Here is a 26,038-nt window from a genome sequence, read left to right as displayed (position 1 = left end):
CCGCGACGGTTGAATCGCAGGCAACAAAAAGCCCGGCCTAGGCCGGGCTTTTCACATCTCGCGAAAGGCTTAGGCCTTGACGCGGGATTTGTACTCGCCGGTGCGGGTATCGATCTCGATGGAGTCGCCGATTTCGCAGAATGCGGAAACCTGCAGCTCGGCACCGTTGTTCAGGCGAGCGGTCTTCATCACTTTGCCGGAGGTGTCGCCACGCACGGACGGCTCGGTGTAGGCGATCTGGCGGACGATGGTGGTCGGCAGTTCGACGGAAATGACTTTCTCGTTGAAGAACACGGCTTCACAGATGTCGGTCATGCCGTCTTCGATGAAGGTCAGTACGGCTTCCAGATCTTCTTTCTCGATCTCGTACTGGTTGAATTCGTTGTCCATGAACACATACAGCGGATCAGCGAAGTAGGAGTAGGTAACTTCCTTGCGATCCAGGATTACCGGTTCCAGCTTGTCGTCGGCCTTGAACACGGTCTCGGTGGCGGAACCGTTGAGCAGGTTCTTCAGCTTCATCTTGACGACTGCGCTGTTGCGGCCGGACTTGTTGAACTCGGCTTTCAGGATGACCCAGGGGGAGCCATTGATGTTGGCAACCTGGCCAGCGCGGAACTCTTGAGCGGTTTTCATACGAATATCCGATTTGGATGAGTGACAAAAAACAGGCCGCGTATCATATCCAATTTGTATAAAAATGCACCAGCCCTGCCGCCAGATCCTGGCGACCCGCCTGCAAGCCGCACCATTTCGCGGCATGGGCCTGCAATCGGGCCTCGAACGGCTGCATCGCCAACCAGGCGGCGCCCATGTCGCCACCCTGGTTCCAGGCCCGCCAGGCCGTGAGCAATGCCCGCGCCGGCGCCTCGTCCAGGTCGGCGACATAACGCGCGAGAAAGGCGTCGAGCTTCTCCAGGTGAACATCGTCCTCCTGCCGGTAGATGTGCCAGAGCATCGGCTGGCCGGCCCATTGCGCACGCACGAAGGAATCCTCCCCGCGCACCGCGTTGAAGTCGCAGCACCAGAGCAGGCGGTCGTAATCGTCCTGGGACAGGAAGGGCAGCACCTGCAGCACCAGGTTGCCGCGCGGGTGCCTGTCGCCCACGGCCAGGCCACCGGTACCGAGCCAGTTCGCCACATCGCCCAGCACGCGACCCTCGGGCACCAGTACCTGGGTGGCGCGCGGGTCCGCCGCCAAGGCATCGAGCCAGCCGGGCAGCGCCGCATTCTCGTAGGCGAACAGGGAGATCAGCCGCTCACCCGGCTGGTGCTGCACACCGAGCGTGCGGAGGAAATCGGCCCGGGCCCCGGGCTCCCCGCGCAGGGCATCGCGCCGGTCGAGCAAACCGCGCTCGCGCAGCAGGCCGCCGGTGCGCTCGGTGAAACCCGGGAAGAAGAAGAACTTCTGCAGCCCATCGGCCTGCAGGGACGGCAGGCCGTGGAAGCCTTCCACCCAGTCCTCGGCGCTGAGGTACTCCAGGTTCAACCAGAGCGGCGAGCGGGCCCGCGCAGCCATGGCCTCCCTGTAGGCAGCGGGCAGTTGGCAGGCGAAGGCCTCGATCACCACGTCCGCAGGTTCCGTCGGCTGCCACTCGGCCGCCCAGTGGAGTACCTCCACGCCCTGGTGCACCTGGCGATCGGCCCCGGCATCGGCGCCGGGGCACAGCCGCGCGAAGGCGGCCGGCTCGTCCACCCAGAGACGCACCCGCAGGCCGTGCTCGGCCACCAGCTGGCGCGCCAGGCGCCAGGTGACGCCGATATCGCCGTAGTTGTCCACGACGCTACAGAAAATGTCCCAGTTCACGAGGGGCTTCCGCGATAAAAGCCGGCAGTTTACCCGCACCCGGCCCAGGCGGAAAAAACAAGGCCCGCCAGGTGGCGGGCCAAAGGGGGTGCGGGATGGGCACCAGGAATAAACGGGCAGCCCCACGCTGCCAAAATGCGCCGGAGCAGGCGCTGGAAAACTCAGGCGGCCATGGCCAGGAAACCCTTGTGACGCTTGGCCATCTTGGCCATTTCCAACTCCCAGATCGCCTTGCTTGCGCAGGCCATGTCCAGGGTGGTGTAGGGACCGGATTTGCACTGGCCGTCGATCATCACGAACCAGCAGGCCAGATGCCCTTGCGCTCGCAGCGCCTCGGGAACTGCACTTCCAACGACGGACATGATGTCGATATGCGGCATGGCTGCCTCCTTCAATCTGTTGGAGCCAACTCTATGTGCGCGCCGCACCGCTTTGAAATCAGTCGTCTCGATAGTGCTTATGGACGTTCACGATCACGGCCGTGGACCGCCCGGGAAAATCGGCAAAACCAATTCCCGCCCTGCCCGTCTATTGGCAATGACACCCGGCAAGGAGGAAGACATGAAGGGCCACAACCGCTACGAGATCATCTACAAGGAAAACGGCACCCCGCGAGCCTTCATGGTCGAGGTGGATTACCAGCCGTCCAGCTCCGACATCTATGGCCTGCTGATGGAGAAACACGGCATCCCCTTAACCGGGGAGCCCAGGGACAACAGCGACTACCTGCGCATGACCGCCGAGAAGGGCATCACCGATGTCGCGGTGCGGCGCAAGTACTGAAAGCAGGAAGCCCCGGACGCATGCCGGGGCTCCTCTGGGTCGCGGGGTGCGCGACGGCGGACGTGAAGGTCAGCTCAGGGTGCCGAGGTTGAACCCGGTCACCGAGGCGAGCGTGCCGCGCCACAGGGTCAGGCCGGTGCAGGTCAGGCCGCCGGCGGCATGGACGTTGACGTTCTTCAGGTGGATGTATTGCGGCGGCAGCAGTTTCGGGTCGTCGCCGGTGGTCTTGGTCATCACGCCCAGGTTGGCGAAGGTGGAGCGGATGTCCTCGCGACCCTCCGGCGGCCAGGAGTTGGCGTACTCGTCGGCGAACTGGGCGAAATAGCTCTCGACGGAGATGAGCGTGCCACTGATCATCCCCGCCCCGATGGTCAGGGTGATGCCCACCTCCACCCCGAGGTCGTTGGCCTGGCGCACCAGCATCTGCAGGAACCAGTCCATGCTGCGGCCCGTCCACTCGAAGTCCTTGGCCTTGTTCAGGTCGTATTCGGCGAGGCCCGCAGGCTCCTGCTTGGCGAGGTTGTCGTTGTCGCTCATTGTCCATCTCCAGTGGCTTCAAACCCTAGGTTTATAGCACGTGCCCCCGTTGGACCGGCGGCGCGACGCAAGAGTTGCGGTCCGGCCAAGGGGGCGTAGGGTGCTCTAGGGGCAACCCCTAGATCGTGTAAGAGATTGCCGACAAATGGCTAGGAGATGAGCTAGCTATCACCTGGCCATCACCTTACAATTGGCGCCAAGTTCACGGCGAACCTGCTGGCGTAGCGCCCCCTGCAACGCAGCGTTCAATCAATCCAGGGAAAGCAATCCAAGCTGATTCGTAGTGACTCGACCAGGAAGGCCGATCACCGTCGGCTTCACCGTCGAGCAGTCGGAATGAGTACGGCCTTCAAGCGCTCCATCTTCGCAGCGTTACTGATCACCAGTGCTTTCTTCTCCACCACCAGCAATGCCGGCCAAGCCACGGGCAACCTGGGCGTCAGCTTGACGATCTCCAGCGCCTGCGCAATCGACAGCGGCTATGACGCCCGCTCGCGCTCCTACAGCGTGACCCGTCAATCCTGCTCGCAGGGCGGTGAATACCAGGTGCGCACCGAACACGCCAACGGCCACAGCGAGATCCTCGCCGACAAGCCCGTGACCCAGGTGAACGGCGACGCCCAGGGCGACACCCGCGTGACCCTGTACTGGTAAGAATCCTGCTTCCCATCGCCAGCGCACCCGCCTGGCGATGCCCCCGCGCCAATCTGCCGCAACCGCTCCAGCACGCGCCCGCCTAGGGGGAACCCCTAGCGCCTCATTGCCATCATTTCCAGCCTTCCCGCCCTGTGCTCTGCTGGGCACCGGTCGGACTCCTGACCGGTTCATCAAGGAAAAGGACTGAGAGATGAAAAAGCTAGCGAAGCTGATAGTGGCCGGCGCCGGATTGCTCGGCGCCCAGGGATTCACCCTCAATGCCCTCGCCGCCGAACTGCTCGGCAAATGGGACCTCAACGGCGACGGCACGCTGGAAAGCGTCTATCGCGGCACCGGCGTGCTGGAGGTGCGCAACGCCGCCGGCGCCCTGGAGCGCAGCTACAACTTCGGCAACGTCACCTGGACCCTCGCCACCGCGGCCAACACCGACAACCAACCCGGTGCCGAGCTGGTGGTGAAGGCCGGCACCGACGTGGCCATCGTCAACCACGCGCTCAACGACGTGCGCAAATACACCATCGGCAACACCCTCTTCGACGTGGTCGGCACCGCCCAGCTGGACGGCGGCCAGGGCGACGAGGTGATCGTCCGCACCGGCAACGCCCTGGTGCTGATCTCCAACCTCAACCGCACCCGGCGCAACGTCACCGACGGCATCACCGGCACCTGGCAGTACCAGGGCGCCTACAACCTCGGCACACTGCCCTACGCCACCCTCGCCTATACCGCCGGCACCAGCCTGCGCCTGTACGACTACAGCCTGCAGGCCGGCCGCGAATTCCCCACCGACGGCGTCACCAGCGTCATCACCGCCGCCGACCTCGACGGCGCGCCGGGCAACGAACTGGTGGCTCGCTCCAGCAGCAGCCTGCTGGTGATCACCGGCGGCGTGCAGACGGCCGTACTCAGCAGCTACCCCGGCGGCACCGGCGCCAACTGGAACGTCCACGGCACCCTCGCCGACACCGATGGCCAGCCGGGACAGGAAGTCATCCTGGCGCTGCCGGGCAAGGTCCGCGTGGTGCACCAGCGCACCGGCCAGGCCAAGGACTACACCGTCTCCGGCACCTACGCCATCTATGCCGTCGCCGACCGCGATGGCGTGGCCGGCGCCGAGATCACCGTAGTCGATAGCGCCAACCGCTCCTTCGTCATCAATGACCGGCTCGGCACCATCAAGCCGTTGTAAGCCTCGCGCTCCCGGCTTCGGCCGGGAGCCATCCCTAGTACGGATGTACTAGTCGGCCACCAAGCGTGAGCCGGTTGGCGTAACGTGGCTGGCACCGCCGTTATGCTTGGCTGCCTCGAACCCTCCCCGCGCCTCGCAGGACGGGGACTCCAGGCCCGCATCCAGAAGGAACGCCTCATGAAGAACGGACTCCCCTGCCTCAGCCTGCTCGGCCTGGCACTGCTCGGCGGCTGCGTCCCACAGCCCTCGCTGATCGACCAGCAGCGCCAGTATGAACAGGACGTCGAAGCCCAGGCACGCCAGCTGCACGCCGCCACCGACGACCTGTTCGAGGCGGCGATGGCCAGTGGCATGGCGATAGTCGTCACCACCACCGTCAACCTCGACAGCCAGAAGTACAACTTCGAGAACAACGACGATTCGGTGCGTTTCGAGAAGCTGCGCACCGGCACCGCGGTCTGGCGAAACAGCGCCAACCCCCAGCGCATCCTCTATGTGGGCAACAACATGAAGGCCGAGAAGATCGGCGTCCACGGCTCCCACTACCAGACGGTGTTCGGCCGCACGCTTTACCAGATCTACATCGTCGAGCCCGGCCATTACGACCTGGTCGGCAGCCTCTACAACTCGCCGCGCACCACCACGCCCAACCCCCAGGCCAACCGCGACATCGCGCCCTCGCCCCTGGGCAAGGTCACCCTGGTGGAGAAGGAGTTCAGCGAATTCGACCGGGGCCAGCGCTGGCAGGACCCGCAATACCAGACCGATACGGTGAACCAGAACTACTGCGCCGCCGTGCGTGTCGTCAGCGGCGAATGCGTGAGCTGGGGAACCAGCTCCTACGACGTCACGCGCCAGACCTCGGCGGGTGGCTGGGTCGCCGACATCAACGAGCGCAAGGTGGCCAGCGTCGAGGCTCACAGCGAACTGAAGAAGGCCTTCGCCTCCTTCGACGTCGCTCCCGGCGAAGCCATCGTGGTCGACGGCTTCTACCCCGAGGCCCCCAACGTCGGCTTCGAGGAAAAAGACTGCCGGCGCGTGGCCAACGACAAGCTCGATTGCGAACTCTCCGCCCTCTATATGGTGCGCATCCCCACCGGCCTGCAGGAATTCCGCGGCGCCAGCGACCCGTCCAAGTACGGCTACATGAAGATGAGCAAGGCCCTGGCCAACCTGCAGTACCGCCCGGTCAAGCTCAACGCCAAGCCGATCAAGGATGAAAGCATCTGGGGTGAGACCTACGTGCTCAAGCGTTGAGCCAACGGCCGGCCCTGAAACGCAAAAGCCCCCTGGAGTCCTCGACTCCAGGGGGCTTTTTCATACACGCGAAGATCAGCGCTTGATGAAGGTGTACGGCGGCCGCTTGAACAGCGACTGGTCCGGCAGCAGCTTCAGGCTGCCCGCCTCTACACCGAGCAGGGTGTATTCGGAACGCTCGGTAGCCTCACGCTCCCCACCGCCCGAGAAGCCGTCCTTGAAGGTGTTGCGGGTCACCACCCGTAACGTGTCGCCCTTCAGCTCCCAGGTCCCGGCCGAGCGCCCGGTTCCCATGCTGTCAACCAGGGTGCCGGCGAAGCTGCCATCGGCCTTGAAGGTCCAGTCCAGCGTTTCTTCATCGTTCTTCATGTACCAGCGCCCGACGATATCGGCGCTCTTGAAGGCCGAAGGCTCTGCAGGCACGGCATCGGTGGTCGGCTTCGCAGCCGCCTCAGGTGTCTTCTCGGCCGGGGATGCAGCCGCCCCCTTGATCTGCTCCGCCCCGCTCGGCGGCGGCACGTTGCCGAACTGCACCTTGCCGTCGGCATCCACCCATTTGTAGATCTGCGCACCCGCACCCGACGACAGGCCAGACAGCACCATCACGGCGGCGAGCGCCGCCAGCCATTTCCCTGAAACCAAGATGCAGCTCCCGATGTACCCATGAGTGAAGCGCCGACCGGCGCCCATGACTGAAACCGAACATGCCCAAGCAGGCATGGCAGTTTCCGGGTTGCGTCACCAACCGGCAACCCATGCAACAGTGACCCCACGCGAAAAAACCGGCACTGCGCCACAGGCAGGTTGCGACAGGGCGCACAACCTGCCTGACAGCACCGCGCCACTAGCTCATGCGCCCTATTCAAGTCGCCACGAGCGCTCGCTAACGTCCGCGCTTTGCCGTGCAAGGGGCTGGGCTCTCCAGTTGCCAAGCGGCCCTCCATGGAAGACACGCATGAACATCAAGAACAAAGTCGTACTGGGCGCATCGCTGGCACTGCTGCTGATCCAGGTCCAGCAATCGGCGATGGCCGCCGACTGGTGGGTGATCTTCGGCACCGGCGACCAGCCCAACCGTGACCTCTTCTACGCCGACGGCGCCTCCGTCGCCGAACTCAAGATGGAATCCGGCCAGGCAGAACCCGCCCGCTCCGTCACCGTGGTGCAGATATTCGAAACCGCCGACGCCCCCGACTTCGTCGCCTACGACCTGCAGTTCCAGTGCAACAAGCGCCTGCTGAAGGTCAACACCGTCACCGCCTACAACCGCTCCGCCACCGCCTCCATCCTACCGGCGCCCAAGGGCTGGAACCCGGTCCCGCAAAGCTGGATCGACCGCTCCTACGACTTCGCCTGCAAACCCGACGGGCGTGAAGCCAACGCGATGATGCGCCTTGGCAACACCACTGCCGACGTCCTTGCCACTGTCACCCGCACCCAGATGTGGGGCATCACCCGCCCAAGCGCCTATGAAGAGAACCACGGCCCCAACGCCGTGAAGAACAGCAGCCAGGGCGTCCTGCGCGACCTCGACCTCCTCCTGGGCAACAAGCCCGCCAACCCGTGACAGGCAGCCAGGCCCCAGGAGACAGACAAATGAAAGTGCTACGGATACTCGCCCTGGCCTGCCTGCCGCTGGCACTCGGTGGCTGCATCCAGATGGACACGCTCCCCGAGCTCTACGCCGCCAGCCAATGGAAGGGCCGCTCCGCCGAGGAGGCCATCAACTTCTTCGGCAAACCGGACCAGATGAACCCTACCGGCAGCGGTGAAGTCGTGCTCAGTTGGTACAGCGACACGTCCTACTACCGGAACGAAGTGGTGGGCACCTCGTCGGAGCAGCAAGGCAATGTCATCGTCACCACCAACTACTGGGACAACGTCCACCACCCCAACCGCTGCATCATCACCATCACGGTCGACAAGTCGAAGACCATCACCGCCTTCGAGGCCGACGACGGGCAGATGCTGCTGTCCCACGGCTGTGCGCAGATCGAGTTCGGGCCGCCTTGAGTGGCCGAACACACAGGCTTCCCTCCGGAATCGGCACCAGGTTATCTCGGACGCGGCAAGGCGAAACCATTGGCATTGCACAGCTCACGAGCAACCTGACGTGCCAGTCGGATGCAGGGTGCCCCGCCAATGCGGGGCTTTTTCATTCTGAGCCCTAAGAATCCAGCGCCTTTGCCAACCTCATCATCAGCCGGTTTCCGGACATTTGCCGACACGCCGCACTGCCAGTAGAGTTGCGCGACATCAGCCAAGGCCCGGGCAGCTGAAGACGTCGATTCAAGGAAGAACACAATGAAGCTGGGAACAATCCTCAAGGCCGCGGCCTTCGCCGCATTCGCCTACTTTTGCGTCAAGCAGATACTCATCCACCAGAGCTGGCCCGAAACCACCGGAACAATCACGACGATAACGCACAAGCCCCAGAACGGCGGCTCCTCTTACGTCGTGAAGATCAACCTCTCCTATAGCGTAGATGGCCACACGTACTCGGACGTCGGAATCAGAGAAGTCAAAAGACGGACCCTCGACGGACCCCTTAGCCAGAACAAGCCGGGCACTTCCGTGAAGGTGAAGTACGATCCCCAGTTCCCTCAGGACGCAATGATCACAACCCCGGGATGGGATGGATTGAAGCTATGAAGGTGAACACAAGGCGCCTTGCTCTTGTTTGGCCCGCACTGATGGCAACTCTCCTCCCCGGATGCGCTACCGAGCCGGAGCAGTGCCGTATCACCCCATCCCTGATTTCCGAGCTCAAGCTCGGCCAGACCTCCTTTCACCGCCTGGACCACCTCGGCGAAATGGATGGGGGCGTAGTGATGGGGAACGCATGGTTCCTGTCTGGTGGCTGGGTCTGTGCGGATGGCACCTACCTCAACATCACCGTTGAAGACAGGGACATCATCGGGGAGTACAGCTACGGGTTTCCAGGGCAGGACCCCATCACCTGTGACCAGCTGCCAAAACCGGGATGCCAGTGATACGGAGCGCCCGCTCGCAACCATAAAGAGCGGCACACTCCAGGCGCAGAGGCCCGACGGCCAGCCGCTCGCTTTAGCAACTCCCAATCCCAATCAGGAGCCTGGCGGCAGCAACTTTCGAGATGACAGGTTTCGGGCGGCGTCCTGAGCAGGACTGGAATACGGTGTTCTGGTCCTAGAATGGTCCTGAACGAAACCGCTAGAAAGCAAAAACCCCCGACTTCACTAGGAATATCAGGGGTCTTCTTGAATCGGAAAGTGGCGGTGAGGGTGGGATTCGAACCCACGATACGGTTTCCCGTATACACACTTTCCAGGCGTGCTCCTTCAACCGCTCGGACACCTCACCGGGACCTCTACGAGGCGTCAGCCCCGTCGAGGTGCGCTAATTTAGTGGAGTGTTTTCCGGAATGCAAATATTTTTTTGAGAATTTTCATGCGCTTATGAAGAGCGGGTCGAGTCGCTGTCCTGGCCCTGGCGGTAGTCGTCGAATTTGAGGCTGCCGAAGAAGATGAAGCCGAAGGAAACGAACACCCCGGCGATGAACAGCAGCAGCACGCCGGCGGGGTTCTGCAGGGCCGCGCTGTTGGCCAGGAACAACGAGCCGAGCAGCAGGACGACGGCGAGGATGATGCTGGCGATATGGGCGGGTCGGTCCATGGGGAGCTCCTTCAGGCGATGGCGGCGAGGTTATCGGTTGGCGTGCGCAGCGCCCAATTGGCAGTGCGCATCGTCGCCATAGAGCGCGCCTTATAAGGAGCAAGGGCCCGGCGCGCCTGACTTGTCAGTCAGCCAAAGCGCTTTACCTGCCCCGTGCGCGTGAGTAACGTCTGCCCCATTCCACAACAAGGACCCCTGCCATGAGTGAGCTGATCTCCTACCAATTCGAAGACGGCGTCGCCACCCTCACCCTTGCCAACGGCAAGGTGAACGCGATTTCCCCGGACGTGATCGCCGCCTTCAACGCAGCGCTCGACCGCGCCGAGCAGGACCGCGCCATCGTCATCCTCACCGGCCAGCCGGGCATCCTCTCCGGTGGCTACGACCTCAAGGTGATGACCTCCGGCCCGCAGAACGCCGTCAATCTGGTCGCCGCCGGTTCCACCCTGGCGCGCCGCATGCTCGCCCACCCCTTCCCGATCATCGTCGCCTGCTCCGGCCATGCCGTGGCCAAGGGTGCATTCCTGCTGCTGTCGGCGGACTACCGCATCGGCGTCGACGGCCCGTTCAGCATCGGCCTGAACGAAGTGCTGATCGGCATGACCATGCACCACGTCGGCATCGAGCTGGCCCGTGACCGCCTGACCAAGGCGGCCTTCCACCGCTCGGTGATCAATGGCGAGATGTTCGACCCCAAAGGCGCACTGGAAGCCGGCTTCCTCGACAAGGTCGTGCCTGCCGAAGAACTGCTGGCCACTGCCCAGGCCGTTGCCCAGCAGATGAAGAAGATCAACTCCACCGCCCACAAGAACACCAAGCTCAAGGTACGCAAGGCGTTGCTCGAGACCCTGGATGCCGCCATCGAGCAGGACAAGCAGCACCCGCTCTGATCGCATCGTCGCAGTCGAAAGCCCGGCCCCATGCCGGGCTTTTTCATTTCCGCCTCCCGCGTCGCTGCAGCCACCTAGACTCCCTTCCCAGACGAGCTGCATGAATTTCCGACAGGTGATGGCACTTTGCTTCGGACAAGCTCGAAAAGCTGTATTACTTTTAAGCCATGACGCCAGGCACGGACGGAAGGCATCAGGCATTTCACCCGCCAGGAGCTCCGTATGAAGATTGCCCACAAGGTCAGCCTTGCCGCCGCCGCCGTACTCTTCCTTACCACCGCGCTCCTGTCCCTGGCCCAGGTCAGCCAGGTTCGCAGCACCCTTCGCGCCCAGGCCGAATCGAGCATCTCCGAATCCAGCAACGCCCTCGCCCGCCAGATCGAGAACTGGCTCAACGCCAAGCTGCGCCTGATGGACCTGATGGCCCAGACCATCGACAGCAAGTACAGCCCCGAGGAAACCCAGCGGGTGGTCGACTCGTCGATGCTGAAGAATGAATTCATCCTCGTCTTCGGCGCCCTCGAAGCCGATGGCAAGCCGATCAAGAACGACCCCTCCTGGCAGCCCAAGCCCGACTGGGACGGCCGCCAGCGCCCCTGGTACGCCACCGGCAAGGCCGGCAGCCAGGCCGTGCTCACCGAGCCCTACGTCGACTCCACCACTGGCGAAATCCTCATCTCCGCCGTCGCCCGCATCACCGACGCCGGCAAGTTCCTCGGGGTGATGGGCGGCGACATCCGCCTGAAAACGGTGGCCGACGCGGTCAACACCCTGGATTTCAACGGCGCCGGCTACGCCTTCCTGCTCAGCCGCAACGGCAACATCATTTCCCACCCCGACACCAAACTGAACGGCAAGCCCTACAGCGAGCTGTTCGGCGGCAAGAGCCCGGCCCTGAACAAGGAACTGCAGGAGGTCGATACCGGCGACCGGCAATTGCTGGTGTCCTTCACCCCGCTGCCCAACCTCAAGGGCATGGACTGGTACATCGGCGTCGTGCTCGACCAGGGCAAGGTCATGGCCGAGGCCAACGCACTCAGCTGGCGTGCCGTGATCGGCACCGTGCTGGGCGTGGTCATCAGCCTGGTGCTGCTCGGCGTATTGATGAAGAGCCTGCTGCGCCCGCTGGACGCACTGGGCGATTCGCTGCACGAGATCAACAGCGGCCAGGGCGACCTGACCAAGCGCCTGCCCGCCGCCGGCAACGACGAAATCTCCCTGGTGGCGCGCGAGTTCAACAGCTTCCTGCAGAACCTGCAGACCCTGATCGGCGACGTGATGGGCAGCTCCAGGCAGGTGCGCGGCAGCACCGACCTCACCTCCAACGAAGCCGGCCAGGCCGCCAACCGCCTGCAGGTGCAGCTGATGGAGCTGGACCAGCTGGCCACGGCCATGCAGGAGATGGCCTCCACCGCCGAGGAGGTGGCACGCAATGCCCAGGCCGCCGCCCAGGCCGCACTGGCCGCCAACGAGGAGACCGAGAACGGCGTCACCGTGGTCTCCCGCTCCACCGAGGCGATCAAGCAGCTCGCCAACGAGATGGACGACACCGGCCAGGCCATCAACGAGTTGGCCAAGCTCAGCCAGAGCATCGAATCCATCCTCTCGGTGATCACCAGCATCGCCGACCAGACCAACCTGCTCGCCCTCAACGCCGCCATCGAGGCCGCGCGGGCCGGCGAGTCCGGCCGTGGCTTCGCGGTGGTGGCCGACGAAGTACGCTCCCTCGCCTCGCGCACCCAGCAGTCGACCCAGGAAATCCGCCAGATGATCGACCAGCTGCAGACCGGCGTGCGCCAGGCCGAGCAGCGCATGCAGCAAAGCCGCGACACCGCCAGCAAGACCGCCGACGATGCCGGCGCCGCCAACGAAATGCTCGGGCGCATCCGCGATGCCATCAACCGCATCAACGACATGAACCTGCAGATCGCCACCGCCGCCGAGCAACAGAGCGCCACCACCGAAGAGATCAACCGCAACACCACCAACATCCGCGACATCAGCCACGAGGTTGCCGGTGGCGCCGAGCAGCAGGTGCGCCAGTGCGCGGTGATGGTGGAACAGGTCGGCCAGCAGGACAGGTTGCTCAGCCGCTTCAAGATCTGACCCGGGCAGGCCGCGCATGACGCGCGGCCGCTTCACGGGAGGCATGCCATGCGCGCATTTCTGCTGCTGGCGCTGCTCTGCGCCACGGCCCTGTGCCGTGCCCAGGCGCAAACGCCCATCGAGGTCACCATCCTCTGCGACTCGGGCTACCCGCCCTACAGCTACGAGGAAAAAGGCGAGGCCAAGGGGCTCTACACCGACATCCTGCGCAGCGTCTTCGCCCTGATGCCCGGCTACAAGGTGACCATCCGCCCGGTGCCCTGGCCGCGCGGGCTGGCGGAAGTGGCCAAGGGCAACGCCTTCGCCCTCTACCCGCCCTACTACCGCCCCGACGAGCGCCCCTGGATGGAATACTCGCGGCCGATCATGGAAGAGAACCTGGCGGTGTTCATCCGCCCCGGCCTTGCCGGCACCCGGCATTTCGACGACTTCCCCAATGCCTACGCCGGGCTGCGCGTGGGACTCAACAGCGGCTTCGTCACGGTCAATTCCCCGCGCTACCGCGAGATGGTGGAGGCCGGCGAGATCGACCAGTCCTACGCCCGCGACAACCGCACCAACCTGCTCAAGCTGCTGCACCAGCGCATCGACGTCTATATCAACGATCGCCTGTCGATCCTCTGGGAACTGCAGCAGATGCGCGAGGACGGCAGCATCAGCCCCGAGGAGGCCGAAAGCCTGGTGGAAGGCCCGGTCCTGGCCACCGAGCGCGGCCACCTGGGCTTTTCCCGCCTCAATGCGGCGGCCTACCCCTACCGTGCCGACTTCATGCAGCGCTTCGATACGGCACTGGCCAAGGTGCAGGCCAACGGCACGCTCGATCGCCTTGCCGAGCGGTATGCCTCGCCCGAATTCCTGCCGGCCACCGCCAGCGGCACAGAAAAGGTTACAACCCCCTGACCGGCAGCAATTGCCCAATAAAGTGCACACCCGTACACTGCGCGCCTTTTGTCTGACTGGGCGACCCCGATGCTTTTCCTCCCGCGCATGGTTCTCATGGGCCTGCACTTCATCGTCGCCGGCATCGCCGGTTTGCTGCTCGGCATCTGCCGCCCGTTCAACCCGGACAACAGCCGCCTCTGCGCCCGCCTCTACTCCCTGCCGGCGCTGCGCATCCTGCGCCTGAAGGTGAAGACCGACGTGGCACTGCTCGAGCACGACAAGGCCTGCGTCATCATTGCCAACCACCAGTCCAACTACGACCTCTACGTGCTCGGCCGCGTGGTGCCGCCGCGCACCGTCAGCATCGGCAAGAAGAGCCTCAAGTGGGTGCCCTTCTTCGGCCAGCTCTACTGGCTCGCCGGCAACGTGCTGATCGACCGTGGCAATGCGCGCAAGGCCCGCGACGCGATGCTCACCACCACCGAAACGCTGCGCAACAAGGACACCTCCATCTGGGTCTTCCCCGAAGGCACCCGCAACCTCGGCGAAGAGCTGCTGCAGTTCAAGCGCGGCGCCTTCCAGATGGCCATCGCCGCCGGCGTGCCGATCATCCCGGTGTGCGTCAGCAACTACGTCAAGCAGATGCGCCTGAACAGCTGGAACAGCGGCAAGGTCATCATCCGCGCCCTGCCCGCCATCCCCACCGTCGGCCTGAGCCTGGACGACCTGCCCATGCTGATTGAGGAATGCCGGCAGAAGATGCTCGACTGCATCAACGCCATGGACCGTGAACTGGCCCAGGCCTGATCGCCCGCACATGGAAAAAGCCCGGCTCGATGCCGGGCTTTTTCGTTTGGACGAGCGTGTAGGGTGGGCTTCAGCCCACGCGGGTCGACGATGAAGCCTGCCCGGAAACCAAGATGCCCCGCTCCACCAGCCACCCCAGCACGAACTCCGCCACCGAGCCCGGCGCGCGCAACCAGGCGCTGTGGGGGTTCTCGTGGGGCGGGCGCGGCGATGGCAGGCGCTGCACGCGGGGCGGCGCCTGGATCAGCGCGGCGAGACCGAGGGTCGACGCCTCCGGCGAGAAGTTGTCGCCCTCGATGGTGACGAAGAGCGAGGTCACGCCAACCCGCGCCGGCTCCGCGAGCGGCAACCCGACGTGGCGGAAATCGCCGGTGAAGGCCACCCGCCCCCACTCTCTTATCAGGCTGCGAGCCTCATGGCCGCCGAAGCCGATGCGCGGCCCCGGCAGGTAGCCGAGCACCGCCGTCATCAGGTTGAAGACCAGCGCCACCATCGGCGTCATCAGGCGCTTGCGACCGCGCCAGTGGCGGTAATGGATGTTGCCGCAGGCGACGCCGACCACCGTCACCTCGGCATCCGGGTTGGCGGCGGCATAGAGCGCGGCGACATGCCCGCCCAGGCTATGCCCCAGCAGCACCTGGCGGCTCCCGGGGAAATGCCGCCCGGCCAGGGCCAGCAGCCTGGGCACGAAGTCCTCCACCAGTTCGCGGTAGCCATAGTCACGGCGACGGTCCGGGCGCGGCAGGCTGGTGGCCTGCCCGGGCCAGTCGGCCACCAGCACATTGCAGCCGGCAGCCACCAGCAACTGGGCCAGGGCCTCGTACTTGCGCGCCGCCACGCCCATGGCGGGCAACAGCACCAGCGCAGGTGCGCCCGGCTGCCCCGGATGGACGGTCACCGGGCAGTCGAAGGTGCCAGCGGCGAATGGGAAGGCCTCGTTCACGCCTGTTTTCCTTGTTCTGAGCGGGAGTCGCCGAATCTAGAGCAAGCGCACCGTCCGCACCATTACCCACCGGGTAATTCGGCCGAAGTGCCCGCCGTTGTGGAAGAACTCCCCGCATCCACCAACACTCTGAAGCAGAGGCGGGTTAAGCTCGCCGCCGCTCACCATTGGAACAAGGAAAACCAGCGCATGGGTCATGTGGTTGCCGCCGCCGTCTACGCCAAGGGCAAGAAGATCACCGACATCAGCCTCGACCAGGGCAAGGAGTGGTCGAAGAAGCCGGGCCACTTCGTCTGGATCGGCCTGCATGATCCCGGCGCCGAAGAGCTGACCAACCTGCAGCGCCAGTTCGACCTGCACGAACTGGCGCTCGAAGACGCCCTGGTGCGCCACACCCGGCCGAAGCTGGAGACCTTCGGCGATGCGCTGTTCCTGGTGCTCTACTCCCCGGTGCGCACCGACGCCGGCCTGACCTTCGTCGAAACCCAGCTGTTCGCCGGCAGCGGCTACGTGATCAGCGCCCGCTACGGCGACTCCGCGCCCTACTCCCAGGTCCGCCAGCGCTGTGAAGCGCGCCCGCTGCTGCTGGAGCACGGCGAGGACTTCGTGCTCTATGCGCTGCTGGCCTTCGTCATCGAGAACTACCGCCCGCTGATGGACAGCTACCACGGCGAGCTGGAGGCCCTGGAGCAACTGGTGCTCGACCGACCGCTGAGCCAGGCCGACGTCGAACACATCCAGGGCGTGCGCCGCGACCTGCTGCGCCTGCGCCGATACATCGGCCCGCTGGCGGAGATCTGCCAGGAACTGCAACGCCTGGACTTCCCCTTCATCGACAAGAACATGCGGCCCTACTTCCGCGACATCGCCATCCACGTCAACCGCCTGCTGGAAGACCTCACCGCGCTGCGCGAGATGGCCGACCACGCCATCGAGATCGGCCTGCTGCTGGAGTCCTCGCGCCAGAGCGTGGTGCAGCGCAAGTTCGCCGCCTGGGCGGCCATCCTCGCCTTCCCCACCGCCGTGGCCGGCATCTACGGGATGAACTTCCAGAACATGCCGGAGCTGACCTGGCACTACGGCTACTTCGGCGTACTGGGCTTCATCGCCGTCGGCTGCACCGGGCTGTTCGCCAGCTTCAAGCGCTCGGGCTGGCTCTAGCCACCCCGGGTTGCCGCGCCCCAACGAAAAAGCCCGCCATCAGGCGGGCTTTTTCATGTCGCGAAACGATCAGGCCGCGTCACGCCCCTGGGCGACGAAGCGCATCATCCACTCCGCCACCGTGGCGCCCTGGTGCTGCTTGTCCAGGCTGGCGACGCCCTTGCCGTAGATCTCCTCGCCGAGGAACTGCTGGCGGATGTCCAGCAGCGCGCGCGAGTAATCGTGGATGAATTCCGGGTGCCCCTGGAAGCACAGCACCTGGTCGCCGATGGCGTAGGCGGCGTTCGGGCAGAAGTCGCTGGAGGCGATCAGGGTCGCGTTCTCCGGCAACTGCGTGACCTGGTCCTGGTGGCTGATCAGCAGGGTCAACTGGTCCAGCGCCGGGCTCATCCAGGCCGGCTGTTCGGCGATGCGGTAGGCGTGGGTGCCGACCCCCCAGCCCTGGGTCGCACGCTCGGTGCGGCCGCCCAGCAGCAGCGCCAGGAGCTGGTGGCCGAAGCACACGCCCAAGAGCTTGTCGCCGTTCTCGTAGCGCTCCAGCAGGTAGGTGCGCAGGGTCTGGATCCAGGGATCGTCGCCGAAGGAGTCGGCCTTGCTGCCGGTGACCAGGTAGGCGTCGAAGCGCTCCCCGGCCGGCGGGTAGTTGCCCTCCACCACGTTGTAGACGCTGAACTGGGCCTCGATCGGCTGCTTGGCGAACAGCTGCTCGAACATCTTCCCGTAGCCCTGGTACTGGTCGATCAGTTCGGGACGGAGGATGTCGGTTTCCAGGATGCAGATACGTAACGGCATGAAGGACTTCCTGAAGCGATGAGAGGGAGACGCGCAAAGTGTGCGATTTATTTAACACAGGCGCCCCCATAAGGAAATAGCGCCTACAGCGACGCACCCTGGCGGCCGACCGACAGCGGGATAGAAAGCACCTGCGCAGCCCTTTGATCCAGCGGCCCTGCCGCCTAACTCCTTGCCCATCAGGCACTTGCGGGGCACGTCAATAAAATTTTACGTACGAGCCGAAACCCATTGGTTTCATCGATAGTTGAAATGCCTGATATCCGTTTTTCTATCGAATCCTTTTTCGCGAAGCTGGGCCCACTCCACGGAACAGCCAAGCGGAAACCACCATGAGCAACCTCACCCTCAAATACGCACGCAACGGCGCCCTGGCTTCGCTCGGGCTCTACACCATCGCCATCTCCCTGCTGCTGGTAGTGAGTTTCAGCTACGAGAAGGCCCGCGTCGGCGTCAGCTCGGTGGACGGCTCCATGGGCTTCTACCAGCAGCTCAGCCAGAGCGTGCCGGCGATGCTGATGAGCCAGAAGGCCGTCAGTGGACGGCAGAGCGGCTGAAGGAGCGACAGCGCCATGAAGGCACAACGCAAACGATTGCTCCTGCTCGCCGGCCTGGCGCTGATGACCAATGGTTTTTCACTGATGGGCTACGGGCATGGCTCGGTGGGCGGCGTGGCCAAGAACATCGAGGCCCGCCACGAGCTCGACCGCCAACTGGCCAATGAAGTGGCCCTGAAGGGCGAACTCGGCAGCCCGCCGATCCGCCGGCAGTTCCAGCTGCCCACCGCCTTCGTCATGGAGTCGCTCACCTGCTGCCGCGACCGGTTGGCGTGAAAGCCGGCCGCCGCGCCGCGCATGGGGTAGACTGCCGGCCCGTTTTCCGCAGCAAGGGTTCCCAACCGTGTTCATCAAGGCACTCCGCATCGGCCTGGGTCAGTTGATCCTCTTCATCGACCTCATCACCCGCCCGCGCAAACTGCGCCGCAGCGCCGAGGCGCAGGCCCGGGTCGAGGACGAAACCGCAGGCCTCGCGCTCTATCAGTTCCACGCCTGCCCCTTCTGCGTGAAGACCCGCCGCACCCTGCACCGCCTAGACCTGCCCATCCAGTTGCGCGACGCCAAGAACGACGAAGGCCATCGCGCGGCCCTGCTGGCCGGCGGCGGCAAGATCAAGGTGCCCTGCCTGCGCATCGACGAAAACGGTGAAAGCCGCTGGATGTACGAGTCCAGCGACATCATCCGCTACCTCGAAAGCCGCTTCGCCCAGGCCTGACCCTCAGTTACCGCCACCCGCGCCCCCGGCGCCACCCGCCGCCCCACCCGCTGAACCCGACCCCGTGGTCGAACGACCCTGGCCGGTGGTCGGCGCGCCGGGCGCGGCGGTGGATGAGCCCTGCCCGGACGTCGAGGCGCCCGGCCGCGCCGTGGAACTGCCCGGCACGGCGGTGGAGGTACCCGGCAATGCCGTCGAACTGCCTTGCCCCGTCGTGGGGTTGCCGGGGGCGTTGGTCGGCACGCCCTGCCCGGTAGTGGGCGTCCCGGGGGCCGTGGTCGGCGTACCCGGCCCGGTGGCCGGCGCACCGGGCGCAGAGGTGGGATTGCCCGTGGTGGTGGTCGGCGACCCCACCGAGCTTCCGGAACCGGCCCCTGGCGTAGCCGCCGAAGACGGCACGCCGGAATTGTTCAGCGCCGGTTGCTCGCCCTTGCGCTCGGCCTCCATGTTGGCGCCGATCTGATCGCGCTCCTGCTCCATGGTCAGGTCTTCGTCATCGGCCAGCACCGCCGTGGAAACGGCCCCGACCAACAGCAGCAACGGAAGATTCAGCCGTCTCATCGCAACCTCCAGGTTCATTCGGCATGACCCAGGGTTGACCTCGCCCGGTGCCCGCCTGTTCAGCCGAAATATCCCGGGCACGTCGTCGACGCCCCCTGCACGCCGGCCATCGCCATGGCGCCAGGCGACTCGTGAGTCGGCAACGGTCCTCGGGCCAGGGGCCGTTTTCCCGTGGAGGTGCCGTACCCGGCTGCCCTCCCCCCACGAAAGCCGACAACACCGGGTCGGAAAGACCGAAACCCCTGCGAGGAATCATGGCGAGGCCAGCCATGCCGCCGGCTGGCCGGCGTTCACGGGCCTATGGAGGCACAGTGCACGCACGCTCTCGGCCCCATGGCCAATACCGCGAAGGGGGTGATACTTGTTTTCAACGGACCAGGGAGGAACACCTGATGGCTGAAAACAAATTTCAACGACGACTGCTCGACCCCAACGGCAAGGGCCTCGGCCACGCCCCGCACGGAGCCCTGGTGGAGCACGTGGAGGCATACGGCTGGGACATCCTCGCCGACGACGTCAGCCTGCCGGTCGCCGTGCTGCGCCAGAGCCGCATCGAACACAACCTGGCCTGGATGAGCCGGTTCATCCAGGCCTATGGCGTGCAACTGGCGCCCCATGGCAAGACCACCATGAGCCCGGCGCTGTTCCACCGGCAGCTGGAACACGGCGCCTGGGGCATCACCCTGGCCACCGCGCCCCAGGTCCAGGCCGCACGCAACCACGGCGTGAGCCGCGTGCTGATGGCCAACCAGCTGGTGGGCAAGGCCAACATGGCGATCATCTCGCGCCTGCTTCGCGACCCGGGCTTCAGCTTCTATTGCCTGGTGGAGTCCGCGGCCAACGTCGAGGCACTGGGGCGCTATTTCAGCGACGCCGGCCAGCGCCTGCGGGTGCTGCTGGAGTTCGGGGTGCAAGGCGGCCGCACCGGTGTCCGCAACCAGGCCCAGGAAGCCGAGGTGCTGGCCGCCATCGCGCGCTGGCCCCAGACGATCAGCCTGGTGGGCTGCGAGGTCTACGAAGGCGTGCTGCAGGAGGAGCATCAGGTCCGCCAGCTGCTCGGCCATGTGCTGGAGCGCACGCGCCGACTGGCCAGCGAGGGCCGCTTCGGCGAACCCGAGGTGATTCTCTCCGGTGCCGGTTCCGCCTGGTTCGACGTGGTAGCGGAGACCTTCGGCGGCCAGGACATCGGCAGGCCGCTGCAGGTGGTGCTGCGCCCGGGCTGCTACCTGACCCACGACGCCGGCATCTACCGCGAGGCGGCCCGGCGCATCCACGCCAGCAATGCCGTGGCCCGGGAGATGGGCAGCAGCCTGCTCCCGGCATTGCAGCTCTGGGCCCATGTGCAGGCCCTGCCCGAACCGGGCCTGGCGATCGTGGGCCTGGGCAAGCGCGACGCCGCGTTCGATGCCGGCATGCCCCTGCCGGCGCTGCACCACCGCCCCGGCGAAGGAGCCCGGCCAACGGTCGCGCCCAGCGCCTGGAGGCTCACGCGGATGATGGACCAGCACGCCTTCATGGAAACGCCTCCCGACGCCGACCTGCAGGTGGGCGACCTCTTGGCCTTCGATATCTCCCACCCCTGCCTGACCTTCGACAAATGGCGCCAGTTGCTGCTGGTGGATGACGACTACCGCGTCCGGGGCGCCGTGGAAACCTTCTTCTAGTCCAGCCCCCATTTCCAAGACGAGCCGACCCCGCCCCTGCGCGCGGGACGGTCGGCCTTTGCCTCGACCAAGGAGGACACGATGCCCGCCACTGCCGACAGTCACCTGCTGATCCATGCCCTGATCGCCATCATCGCCCTGGTGCTGCTGATCGCGCGTTACCGCCTCAACCCCTTCATCGTCATCACCCTGGTCTCCATGGGGCTCGCCCTCTCCGCCGGGATGCCGCCCCAGGAGATCATGACCGCCTACGAGGCCGGGGTAGGCCGCACGCTCGGCCACATCGCGCTGGTGGTCGCCCTGGGCACCATGCTCGGCAAGATGATGGCCGAGTCCGGGGGTGCGGAGCGCATCGCACAGACCCTGATCGCCCGTTTCGGCGAACGCAATGCGCATTGGGCCATGGCCGCCATCGCCTTCCTGTGCGGCCTGCCGCTGTTCTTCGAGGTGGGCTTCGTGCTGCTGGTGCCCATCGCCTTCACGGTGGCCCGCCAGGTCGGCGTGTCGATCCTGATGACCGGCCTGCCCATGGTGGCCGGGCTGTCGGTGGTCCACGGGCTGGTTCCACCCCACCCCGCCGCCATGCTGGCGGTGGGCGAATACTCCGCGCAGGTGGGCAGGACCGTGCTCTACGCCATCCTGGTGGGCGTGCCCACCGCCGCGATCGCCGGCCCGCTCTTCACCCGGCTGGTGGCACCGCGTATCCACCTGCCCGCCCACAACCCCATCGGCGAACAACTGCTCCGCGCCGAGGGCTCATCCGCTTCGCTGCCGGGCTTCAGCATCACCCTCGGCACCATCCTGCTGCCGGTGGCGCTGATGCTGCTCGGAGGCTGGGCCGATGCGCTGAGCACCCGGGGCAGCGGGCTCAACCAACTGCTTTCGTTCATCGGCAACTCGGTGGTCGCCCTGCTGATCGCCACCCTGTTCAGCTTCTGGAGCCTGGGGCTGGCGCGAGGCTTCAACCGTGACGCGATCCTGAAATTCAGCACCGAATGCCTGGCACCCACCGCCGCCATCACCCTGCTGGTGGGGGCCGGTGGTGGCCTCAATCGCATCCTCATGGAGACCGGCATCACCACCGAGATCGTCGCCCTGTCGTCGCGCTTCGAATTGTCACCCCTGCTGCTGGGGTGGCTGGTCGCCGCGCTGATGCGCATCGCCACCGGCTCGGCCACCGTGGCCATGACCACCGCCGCCGGCATCGTCGCCCCCATCGCCCTGGCCAGCGGCTACCCCCATCCGGAGCTGCTGGTACTGAGCACGGGTGCGGGTTCGCTGATCCTCTCCCACGTCAACGATGGCGGCTTCTGGCTGATCAAGGAGTACTTCAACCTGTCCGTGCTCCAGACCCTGCAGACCTGGACGGTGCTGGAAACGCTGATTTCCCTGGTTGCCCTGGCGCTCACCGGCGGCCTGGCGCTGGTGCTCTGATGGACATCCTGTACCTCATCCGCAGCCGCCGGGAAACGCTGGGCGGCAACGCCGCACGCATCGCCGAAGCGGTGCTGGACGACGTCGCCTTCGCCGCAGCGGCCAGCATCGACCAGTTGGCCAGCAAGGCCGGCGTGAGCAAGGCCGCCATGTCGCGCTTCGCGAGGCTGATGGATTGCGACGACCTGCGCGACCTGCGCCTGAAACTGGCCCGCGCATCACGGGTCGGGAATCGTTTCCTGGGGGGAGCACCAACGCCGGTCTCGCCCTTTCACGGCCAGATACTGGCGGACATCGAAACCAGCCTGCGGCGCCACCTCGACGGGCTCGACGGGGCTCGCCTGGAGGCCGCCGTCGACCTGCTGGCCGGCGCGCGGCGCCTCCATGCCTTCGGCATGGGCGGCTGCTCCACGCTGTTCTCCATGGAGGTGCAATACCGCCTGGTACGGCTGGGCTATCCGGTCTCCAGCTACCACGACCCGGTGCTGATGCGCATGGTCGCCTCGACCTGCACGAAGGGCGACGTGCTCATCGTCCTCTCCCTCACCGGCGCACTCCCGGGCATGCCGGACATCCTGCGCGTGGCGCGAGCCTATGGCGCCCGGATTCTCGCCATCACCCGCGAAGACGGGCCGCTGGCCCCGCTGGCGGACGTGGTGCTGGGGCTGCACCTCGATGAAACCGACTTCATCCACAAACCGACGGCTGCCCGCTACGGGATGCTGCTGGTCATCGACCTGCTCGCCACGGAACTCGCCTTGCGCAACGTCGATGCCAGCCAGGAACTCCTGCGCCGGGTGAAGCTGGCGCTGGACGAATACCGCCAGGACGGCGACCGACTACCACTGGGGGACTGAAGCATGACGCACTACGACACGCTGATACGCCGCGCGCGGATCATGGATGGCAGCGGGACGGAGGAATTCGTCGCCGATGTCGGGCTCGACCAGGGGCGCATCGTCCACATCGGCGAGGCCGCCGGCGACGGCACGGCCAACCGGGTGTTCGACGCCGAGGGCCTGGTCCTGGCCCCGGGCTTCATCGACGCGCACACCCACGACGACATGGCGGTGATCCGCCACCCGGCCATGCTGCCCAAATTGAGCCAGGGCGTAACCACGGTGATCGTCGGCAACTGTGGTATCAGCGCCGCACCCGTCAGGCTGGCCGGCCCCCTGCCGGACCCGATGAACCTGCTGGGGCCGGCCGAGGCGTTCCGTTATCCGCGCTTCGCCGACTATCGCCAGGCGGTCGAGCAGGCCTGCCCGGCCGTCAACGTCGCCGCCCTCGTGGGGCACACCGCCCTGCGCAACAACCACTTGGACCGCCTCGACCGCAGCGCCAGCCAGTCCGAGATCCGTGCCATGCGCATCGAGCTGGCAGCCAGCCTGGCCGAAGGCGCCATCGGCCTGAGCAGCGGGCTGGCCTACGCGTCGGCCCATGCCGCGGGCATCGATGAGGTGCGCCAACTGGCCGAAGAACTGGCCCAACACGGCGGCCTGTACGCCACGCACCTGCGCGATGAGTTCGACGGCATTCTCGACGCGCTCGACGAGGCCTTCGCCATCGGCCGCCACGCCGACAGCCCGGTGGTGGTGTCCCACCTCAAGTGCGCGGGCGCCGGCAACTGGGGGCGCAGCACCGAGGTGCTCGCCCACCTGGACGCCGCCAGCGCCAGGCAGCCACTGGGCTGGGACTGCTACCCCTATGCGGCCAGCGCCTCGACCCTCGACCTCGGCCAGGTCACCGACGCCTACGAGATCCTGATCACCTGGTCGGAGTCCCATCCCCACATGGCGCGCCGCACCCTCGCCGATATCGCCGCCACCTGGGACCTGCCCCTGCTGGAGACGGCGCGACGCCTGCAGCCCGCCGGCGCGGTGTACCACTGCATGAGCGAGGCGGACGTGCAGCGCATCCTCGCGCACCCGCTGACCATGATCGGCTCGGACGGCCTGCCGGAAGACCCACACCCGCACCCACGGCTCTGGGGGACGTTCCCCCGGGTGCTCGGCCACTACGCCCAGGACATCGGCCTGTTCAGCCTCGAAGAAGCCGTGCGCAAGATGACCTCGCTCCCTGCCGGGCGCTTCGGGCTGGACCGGCGCGGGCTGATCCGCACCGGCCACTGGGCCGACCTGGTGCTCTTCGACCCGCTGAGCCTTTCGGACGTCGCCAGCTTCGAGGACCCGCAATGCCCCGCGACCGGCATTCACGCCGTGTGGGTCAACGGCACCCTGGCCCATTGCCCCGGCGAAGCCTGCACGGAAAGGGCCGGTCGCTTCCTCACCCGCAACCCACTCGAACGGACCTGAAGGAGTTCCCCATGACCGAGTTGAAACGCTACGCCCGGGCCACCGGCAGCGCCGCCCAGCCCATGCCATTCGCCCGTGCCGTACAGGCCGACGGCTGGCTCCATGTATCGGGCCAGACGCCGCTTCTGGACGGTGTGCTGGTGGACGGCGGCATCGTCCCCCAGGCGCGCCAGTGCCTGCGCAACCTGGTGGCGATACTCGAGGAGGCAGGCTACGGGCCCGAGCACATGGTGCGCTGCGGTGTCTGGCTGGACGACCCTCGGGACTTCACCGCCTTCAACGCCGTGTTCCTGGAGTTCTTCGGCGAACACCCGCCAGCACGGGCCTGCGTGGTTTCCAGCATGGTGATCGACTGCCGCGTCGAGGTGGACTGCATCGCCTATCGCGCACCCGAGCGGGACTGACCGCATGCGCATCGCCTGCCTCGGGGAGTGCATGGTGGAGCTCGCCGGAACCCCGCTCAGGCGCGGTTTCGGCGGCGATACCCTGAATACCGCCCTCTACCTCGCCCGCCTGCTGGCCGGGACGACACACCGGGTCGAATACCTCAGCGCCCTCGGTGACGACCCCCTCAGCGAGCAGATGCTCCACGCCTGGAAAGACGAAGGCATCGACACCCACCGGGTGGCACGGCTCCCGGGCCAACGCCCGGGGCTGTACCTGGTGGAGGTCGATGCGCTGGGCGAGCGCCGCTTCCATTACTGGCGCGGGGAAAGCGCCGCGCGCCGCTGGTTTTCCGGCGAGATCGCTCTAGCGGACTGGCTCGCCCGGCCGCGCCCCGACCTGCTCTACCTGTCCGGCATCAGCCTCGCGCTGTTTTCGCCGCCACGGCGCGAGGCGCTGCTGGCTGCACTGGCCGACTTCAGGGCCGAGGGCGGCCGGATCGGCTTCGACAGCAACTACCGGGCGGAACTCTGGAGCGTCGAAGAAGCACGGCCCATTCACCAGCGGATGCTGTCCCTGACGGACATCGCCCTGCTGACGCTGGATGACGAATGCCGACTGCATGGCCCCCATGAGGCACGGGCCGCGGCGGATCGGGCACTCCAGCTGGGGTGTGTGGAAGTGGTGATCAAGCGCGGCGCCGCGGACTGCCTGGTCGCGACCGCCGATCAACGCATCGAGGTGCCCGCCCTCCCCGTCCCGCGCGTGGTGGACAGTTGCGCGGCGGGCGATGCCTTTGCGGCGGGCTACCTGGCCGGGCGCACCCTGCGGCGACCGCCCGCCGTATCCGCCGAAGACGGGCACCGCCTTGCCGCTGCCGTGATCGGGCATCCCGGCGCGATCATCCCCCGCAGCGCCATGCCGACAGCTTTCGCCTGAGCCC

31 protein-coding genes, 1 tRNA gene and 1 pseudogene are annotated in these 26,038 nt (G+C 65.9%); 24 read left to right on the top strand and 9 right to left on the bottom strand.

From position 1 onward, the window contains the following. Positions 1–69: 69 nt before the first annotated feature. The 3 genes from efp to ACYJSS_RS30100 all read right to left on the bottom strand — a co-directional run bounded on the left by efp (position 70) and on the right by ACYJSS_RS30100 (position 2,187). Positions 70–636 (bottom strand): elongation factor P, encoded by a 567-nt coding sequence (gene efp / locus ACYJSS_RS30110; RefSeq protein WP_111264149.1) that lies wholly within the window; start codon positions 634–636, stop codon positions 70–72. A 43-nt stretch (positions 637–679) separates the two neighbouring features. Next, positions 680–1,807, bottom strand: a complete 1,128-nt coding sequence (earP, locus tag ACYJSS_RS30105; protein WP_236206567.1) for an elongation factor P maturation arginine rhamnosyltransferase EarP — start codon at positions 1,805–1,807, stop codon at positions 680–682. Between the two features lie 161 nt (positions 1,808–1,968). Further along, entirely contained in the window at positions 1,969–2,187 is a 219-nt protein-coding gene (locus ACYJSS_RS30100; protein ID WP_111264147.1) for a hypothetical protein, read from the bottom strand. A 181-nt stretch (positions 2,188–2,368) separates the two neighbouring features. Between ACYJSS_RS30100 and ACYJSS_RS30095 the strand changes: the two genes are divergently transcribed. Then, the gene (locus ACYJSS_RS30095) at positions 2,369–2,590 is read left to right on the top strand and encodes a hypothetical protein (RefSeq protein WP_111264146.1); all 222 of its coding nucleotides are present in this window, start codon (positions 2,369–2,371) and stop codon (positions 2,588–2,590) included. Between the two features lie 69 nt (positions 2,591–2,659). Here ACYJSS_RS30095 and ACYJSS_RS30090 read toward each other — a convergent pair whose 3' ends face one another. Next, positions 2,660–3,127: a hypothetical protein gene (locus tag ACYJSS_RS30090; RefSeq protein ID WP_236206566.1), complete on the bottom strand. Its 468-nt coding sequence runs from the start codon at positions 3,125–3,127 to the stop codon at positions 2,660–2,662. A 336-nt stretch (positions 3,128–3,463) separates the two neighbouring features. On the opposite strand from ACYJSS_RS30090, the gene ACYJSS_RS30085 reads away from it, so the two are divergent. The 3 genes from ACYJSS_RS30085 to ACYJSS_RS30075 all read left to right on the top strand — a co-directional run bounded on the left by ACYJSS_RS30085 (position 3,464) and on the right by ACYJSS_RS30075 (position 6,230). Beyond that, positions 3,464–3,781: a hypothetical protein gene (locus ACYJSS_RS30085; protein WP_111264144.1), complete on the top strand. Its 318-nt coding sequence runs from the start codon at positions 3,464–3,466 to the stop codon at positions 3,779–3,781. A 193-nt stretch (positions 3,782–3,974) separates the two neighbouring features. Continuing rightward, entirely contained in the window at positions 3,975–4,973 is a 999-nt protein-coding gene (locus tag ACYJSS_RS30080) for a PA5033 family protein (RefSeq protein ID WP_236206565.1), read from the top strand. Between the two features lie 177 nt (positions 4,974–5,150). Continuing rightward, positions 5,151–6,230 (top strand): hypothetical protein, encoded by a 1,080-nt coding sequence (locus ACYJSS_RS30075; RefSeq protein ID WP_236206564.1) that lies wholly within the window; start codon positions 5,151–5,153, stop codon positions 6,228–6,230. A 75-nt stretch (positions 6,231–6,305) separates the two neighbouring features. On the opposite strand, the gene ACYJSS_RS30070 is transcribed toward ACYJSS_RS30075, so the two are convergent. Next, on the bottom strand, positions 6,306–6,950 hold the full coding sequence (locus tag ACYJSS_RS30070; RefSeq protein WP_236206563.1) for a DUF4124 domain-containing protein: 645 nt from the start codon (positions 6,948–6,950) through the stop codon (positions 6,306–6,308). A gap of 235 nt (positions 6,951–7,185) precedes the next feature. On the opposite strand from ACYJSS_RS30070, the gene ACYJSS_RS30065 reads away from it, so the two are divergent. From ACYJSS_RS30065 to ACYJSS_RS30050, 4 genes are all read left to right on the top strand, one after another. Beyond that, positions 7,186–7,797 carry a hypothetical protein gene (locus ACYJSS_RS30065; protein WP_236206562.1) on the top strand — a complete coding sequence of 204 codons (612 nt, stop codon included), beginning with the start codon at positions 7,186–7,188 and terminating at the stop codon, positions 7,795–7,797. A 29-nt stretch (positions 7,798–7,826) separates the two neighbouring features. After that, positions 7,827–8,243 (top strand): hypothetical protein, encoded by a 417-nt coding sequence (locus tag ACYJSS_RS30060; protein WP_236206561.1) that lies wholly within the window; start codon positions 7,827–7,829, stop codon positions 8,241–8,243. Between the two features lie 291 nt (positions 8,244–8,534). Then, complete coding sequence (locus tag ACYJSS_RS30055) at positions 8,535–8,882, top strand: DUF3592 domain-containing protein (protein ID WP_236206560.1); 348 nt, start codon at positions 8,535–8,537, stop codon at positions 8,880–8,882. After that, positions 8,879–9,223 carry a hypothetical protein gene (locus ACYJSS_RS30050; RefSeq protein ID WP_236206559.1) on the top strand — a complete coding sequence of 115 codons (345 nt, stop codon included), beginning with the start codon at positions 8,879–8,881 and terminating at the stop codon, positions 9,221–9,223. The genes ACYJSS_RS30055 and ACYJSS_RS30050 overlap by 4 nt, the downstream gene beginning before the upstream one ends. Positions 9,224–9,482: 259 nt before the next feature. On the opposite strand, the gene ACYJSS_RS30045 is transcribed toward ACYJSS_RS30050, so the two are convergent. Continuing rightward, positions 9,483–9,572, bottom strand: a tRNA-Ser gene (locus ACYJSS_RS30045). A gap of 93 nt (positions 9,573–9,665) precedes the next feature. Next, a complete protein-coding gene (locus ACYJSS_RS30040; protein WP_236206558.1) occupies positions 9,666–9,884 on the bottom strand; it encodes a hypothetical protein in 219 nt (72 codons plus the stop codon). Positions 9,885–10,084: 200 nt separating this feature from the next. On the opposite strand from ACYJSS_RS30040, the gene ACYJSS_RS30035 reads away from it, so the two are divergent. The 5 genes and pseudogenes from ACYJSS_RS30035 (at position 10,085) to ACYJSS_RS30015 (ending at position 14,569) form a co-directional block, all read left to right on the top strand. Further along, a complete protein-coding gene (locus ACYJSS_RS30035) occupies positions 10,085–10,774 on the top strand; it encodes a crotonase/enoyl-CoA hydratase family protein (RefSeq protein ID WP_111264139.1) in 690 nt (229 codons plus the stop codon). Between the two features lie 222 nt (positions 10,775–10,996). Next, positions 10,997–12,022 (top strand): annotated as a pseudogene (locus ACYJSS_RS30030) (HAMP domain-containing protein); the annotation flags it as partial. A 30-nt stretch (positions 12,023–12,052) separates the two neighbouring features. Next, positions 12,053–12,880 (top strand): methyl-accepting chemotaxis protein, encoded by an 828-nt coding sequence (locus tag ACYJSS_RS30025; protein ID WP_371921734.1) that lies wholly within the window; start codon positions 12,053–12,055, stop codon positions 12,878–12,880. Between the two features lie 48 nt (positions 12,881–12,928). Beyond that, entirely contained in the window at positions 12,929–13,780 is an 852-nt protein-coding gene (locus ACYJSS_RS30020) for a substrate-binding periplasmic protein (protein WP_111264137.1), read from the top strand. A 69-nt stretch (positions 13,781–13,849) separates the two neighbouring features. Continuing rightward, the gene (locus ACYJSS_RS30015; RefSeq protein ID WP_111264136.1) at positions 13,850–14,569 is read left to right on the top strand and encodes a lysophospholipid acyltransferase family protein; all 720 of its coding nucleotides are present in this window, start codon (positions 13,850–13,852) and stop codon (positions 14,567–14,569) included. A 70-nt stretch (positions 14,570–14,639) separates the two neighbouring features. Here ACYJSS_RS30015 and ACYJSS_RS30010 read toward each other — a convergent pair whose 3' ends face one another. Continuing rightward, positions 14,640–15,512, bottom strand: a complete 873-nt coding sequence (locus tag ACYJSS_RS30010; RefSeq protein WP_111264135.1) for an alpha/beta fold hydrolase — start codon at positions 15,510–15,512, stop codon at positions 14,640–14,642. A 189-nt stretch (positions 15,513–15,701) separates the two neighbouring features. On the opposite strand from ACYJSS_RS30010, the gene ACYJSS_RS30005 reads away from it, so the two are divergent. After that, positions 15,702–16,673: a magnesium and cobalt transport protein CorA gene (locus tag ACYJSS_RS30005; protein ID WP_111264134.1), complete on the top strand. Its 972-nt coding sequence runs from the start codon at positions 15,702–15,704 to the stop codon at positions 16,671–16,673. A 69-nt stretch (positions 16,674–16,742) separates the two neighbouring features. Here the strand turns inward: ACYJSS_RS30005 and ACYJSS_RS30000 are convergent, their stop codons facing one another. Further along, positions 16,743–17,465: an amidotransferase gene (locus ACYJSS_RS30000; RefSeq protein WP_111264133.1), complete on the bottom strand. Its 723-nt coding sequence runs from the start codon at positions 17,463–17,465 to the stop codon at positions 16,743–16,745. 332 nt (positions 17,466–17,797) lie between these two features. On the opposite strand from ACYJSS_RS30000, the gene ACYJSS_RS29995 reads away from it, so the two are divergent. The 10 genes from ACYJSS_RS29995 to ACYJSS_RS29950 all read left to right on the top strand — a co-directional run bounded on the left by ACYJSS_RS29995 (position 17,798) and on the right by ACYJSS_RS29950 (position 26,034). Next, entirely contained in the window at positions 17,798–18,022 is a 225-nt protein-coding gene (locus tag ACYJSS_RS29995; RefSeq protein ID WP_111264132.1) for a hypothetical protein, read from the top strand. A 15-nt stretch (positions 18,023–18,037) separates the two neighbouring features. Further along, positions 18,038–18,298, top strand: coding sequence for a hypothetical protein (locus ACYJSS_RS29990; RefSeq protein ID WP_111264131.1), 261 nt, complete (start codon positions 18,038–18,040; stop codon positions 18,296–18,298). A gap of 67 nt (positions 18,299–18,365) precedes the next feature. Further along, positions 18,366–18,737 carry a glutathione S-transferase N-terminal domain-containing protein gene (locus tag ACYJSS_RS29985; protein WP_236206557.1) on the top strand — a complete coding sequence of 124 codons (372 nt, stop codon included), beginning with the start codon at positions 18,366–18,368 and terminating at the stop codon, positions 18,735–18,737. Positions 18,738–18,801: 64 nt separating this feature from the next. After that, positions 18,802–19,200, top strand: a complete 399-nt coding sequence (locus ACYJSS_RS29980; protein ID WP_146603104.1) for a hypothetical protein — start codon at positions 18,802–18,804, stop codon at positions 19,198–19,200. Positions 19,201–19,690: 490 nt separating this feature from the next. After that, on the top strand, positions 19,691–20,962 hold the full coding sequence (locus tag ACYJSS_RS29975; protein ID WP_236206556.1) for an amino acid deaminase: 1,272 nt from the start codon (positions 19,691–19,693) through the stop codon (positions 20,960–20,962). 81 nt (positions 20,963–21,043) lie between these two features. Beyond that, on the top strand, positions 21,044–22,396 hold the full coding sequence (locus ACYJSS_RS29970; RefSeq protein ID WP_111264764.1) for a GntT/GntP/DsdX family permease: 1,353 nt from the start codon (positions 21,044–21,046) through the stop codon (positions 22,394–22,396). After that, positions 22,396–23,253, top strand: coding sequence for a MurR/RpiR family transcriptional regulator (locus tag ACYJSS_RS29965; protein ID WP_111264763.1), 858 nt, complete (start codon positions 22,396–22,398; stop codon positions 23,251–23,253). The genes ACYJSS_RS29970 and ACYJSS_RS29965 overlap by 1 nt, the downstream gene beginning before the upstream one ends. 3 nt (positions 23,254–23,256) lie before the next feature. Then, complete coding sequence (locus ACYJSS_RS29960) at positions 23,257–24,711, top strand: N-acyl-D-amino-acid deacylase family protein (RefSeq protein WP_111264762.1); 1,455 nt, start codon at positions 23,257–23,259, stop codon at positions 24,709–24,711. Positions 24,712–24,722: 11 nt separating this feature from the next. Continuing rightward, a complete protein-coding gene (locus ACYJSS_RS29955) occupies positions 24,723–25,115 on the top strand; it encodes a RidA family protein (RefSeq protein ID WP_111264761.1) in 393 nt (130 codons plus the stop codon). A gap of 4 nt (positions 25,116–25,119) precedes the next feature. After that, positions 25,120–26,034: a sugar kinase gene (locus ACYJSS_RS29950; RefSeq protein WP_236206555.1), complete on the top strand. Its 915-nt coding sequence runs from the start codon at positions 25,120–25,122 to the stop codon at positions 26,032–26,034. Positions 26,035–26,038: the final 4 nt, after the last annotated feature.

The organism is Pseudomonas sp. No.21 (genome assembly GCF_054558415.1).
The sequence above is the reverse complement of the archived record's forward strand: the minus strand, read 5'-3'. Positions and strand labels throughout refer to the sequence as shown.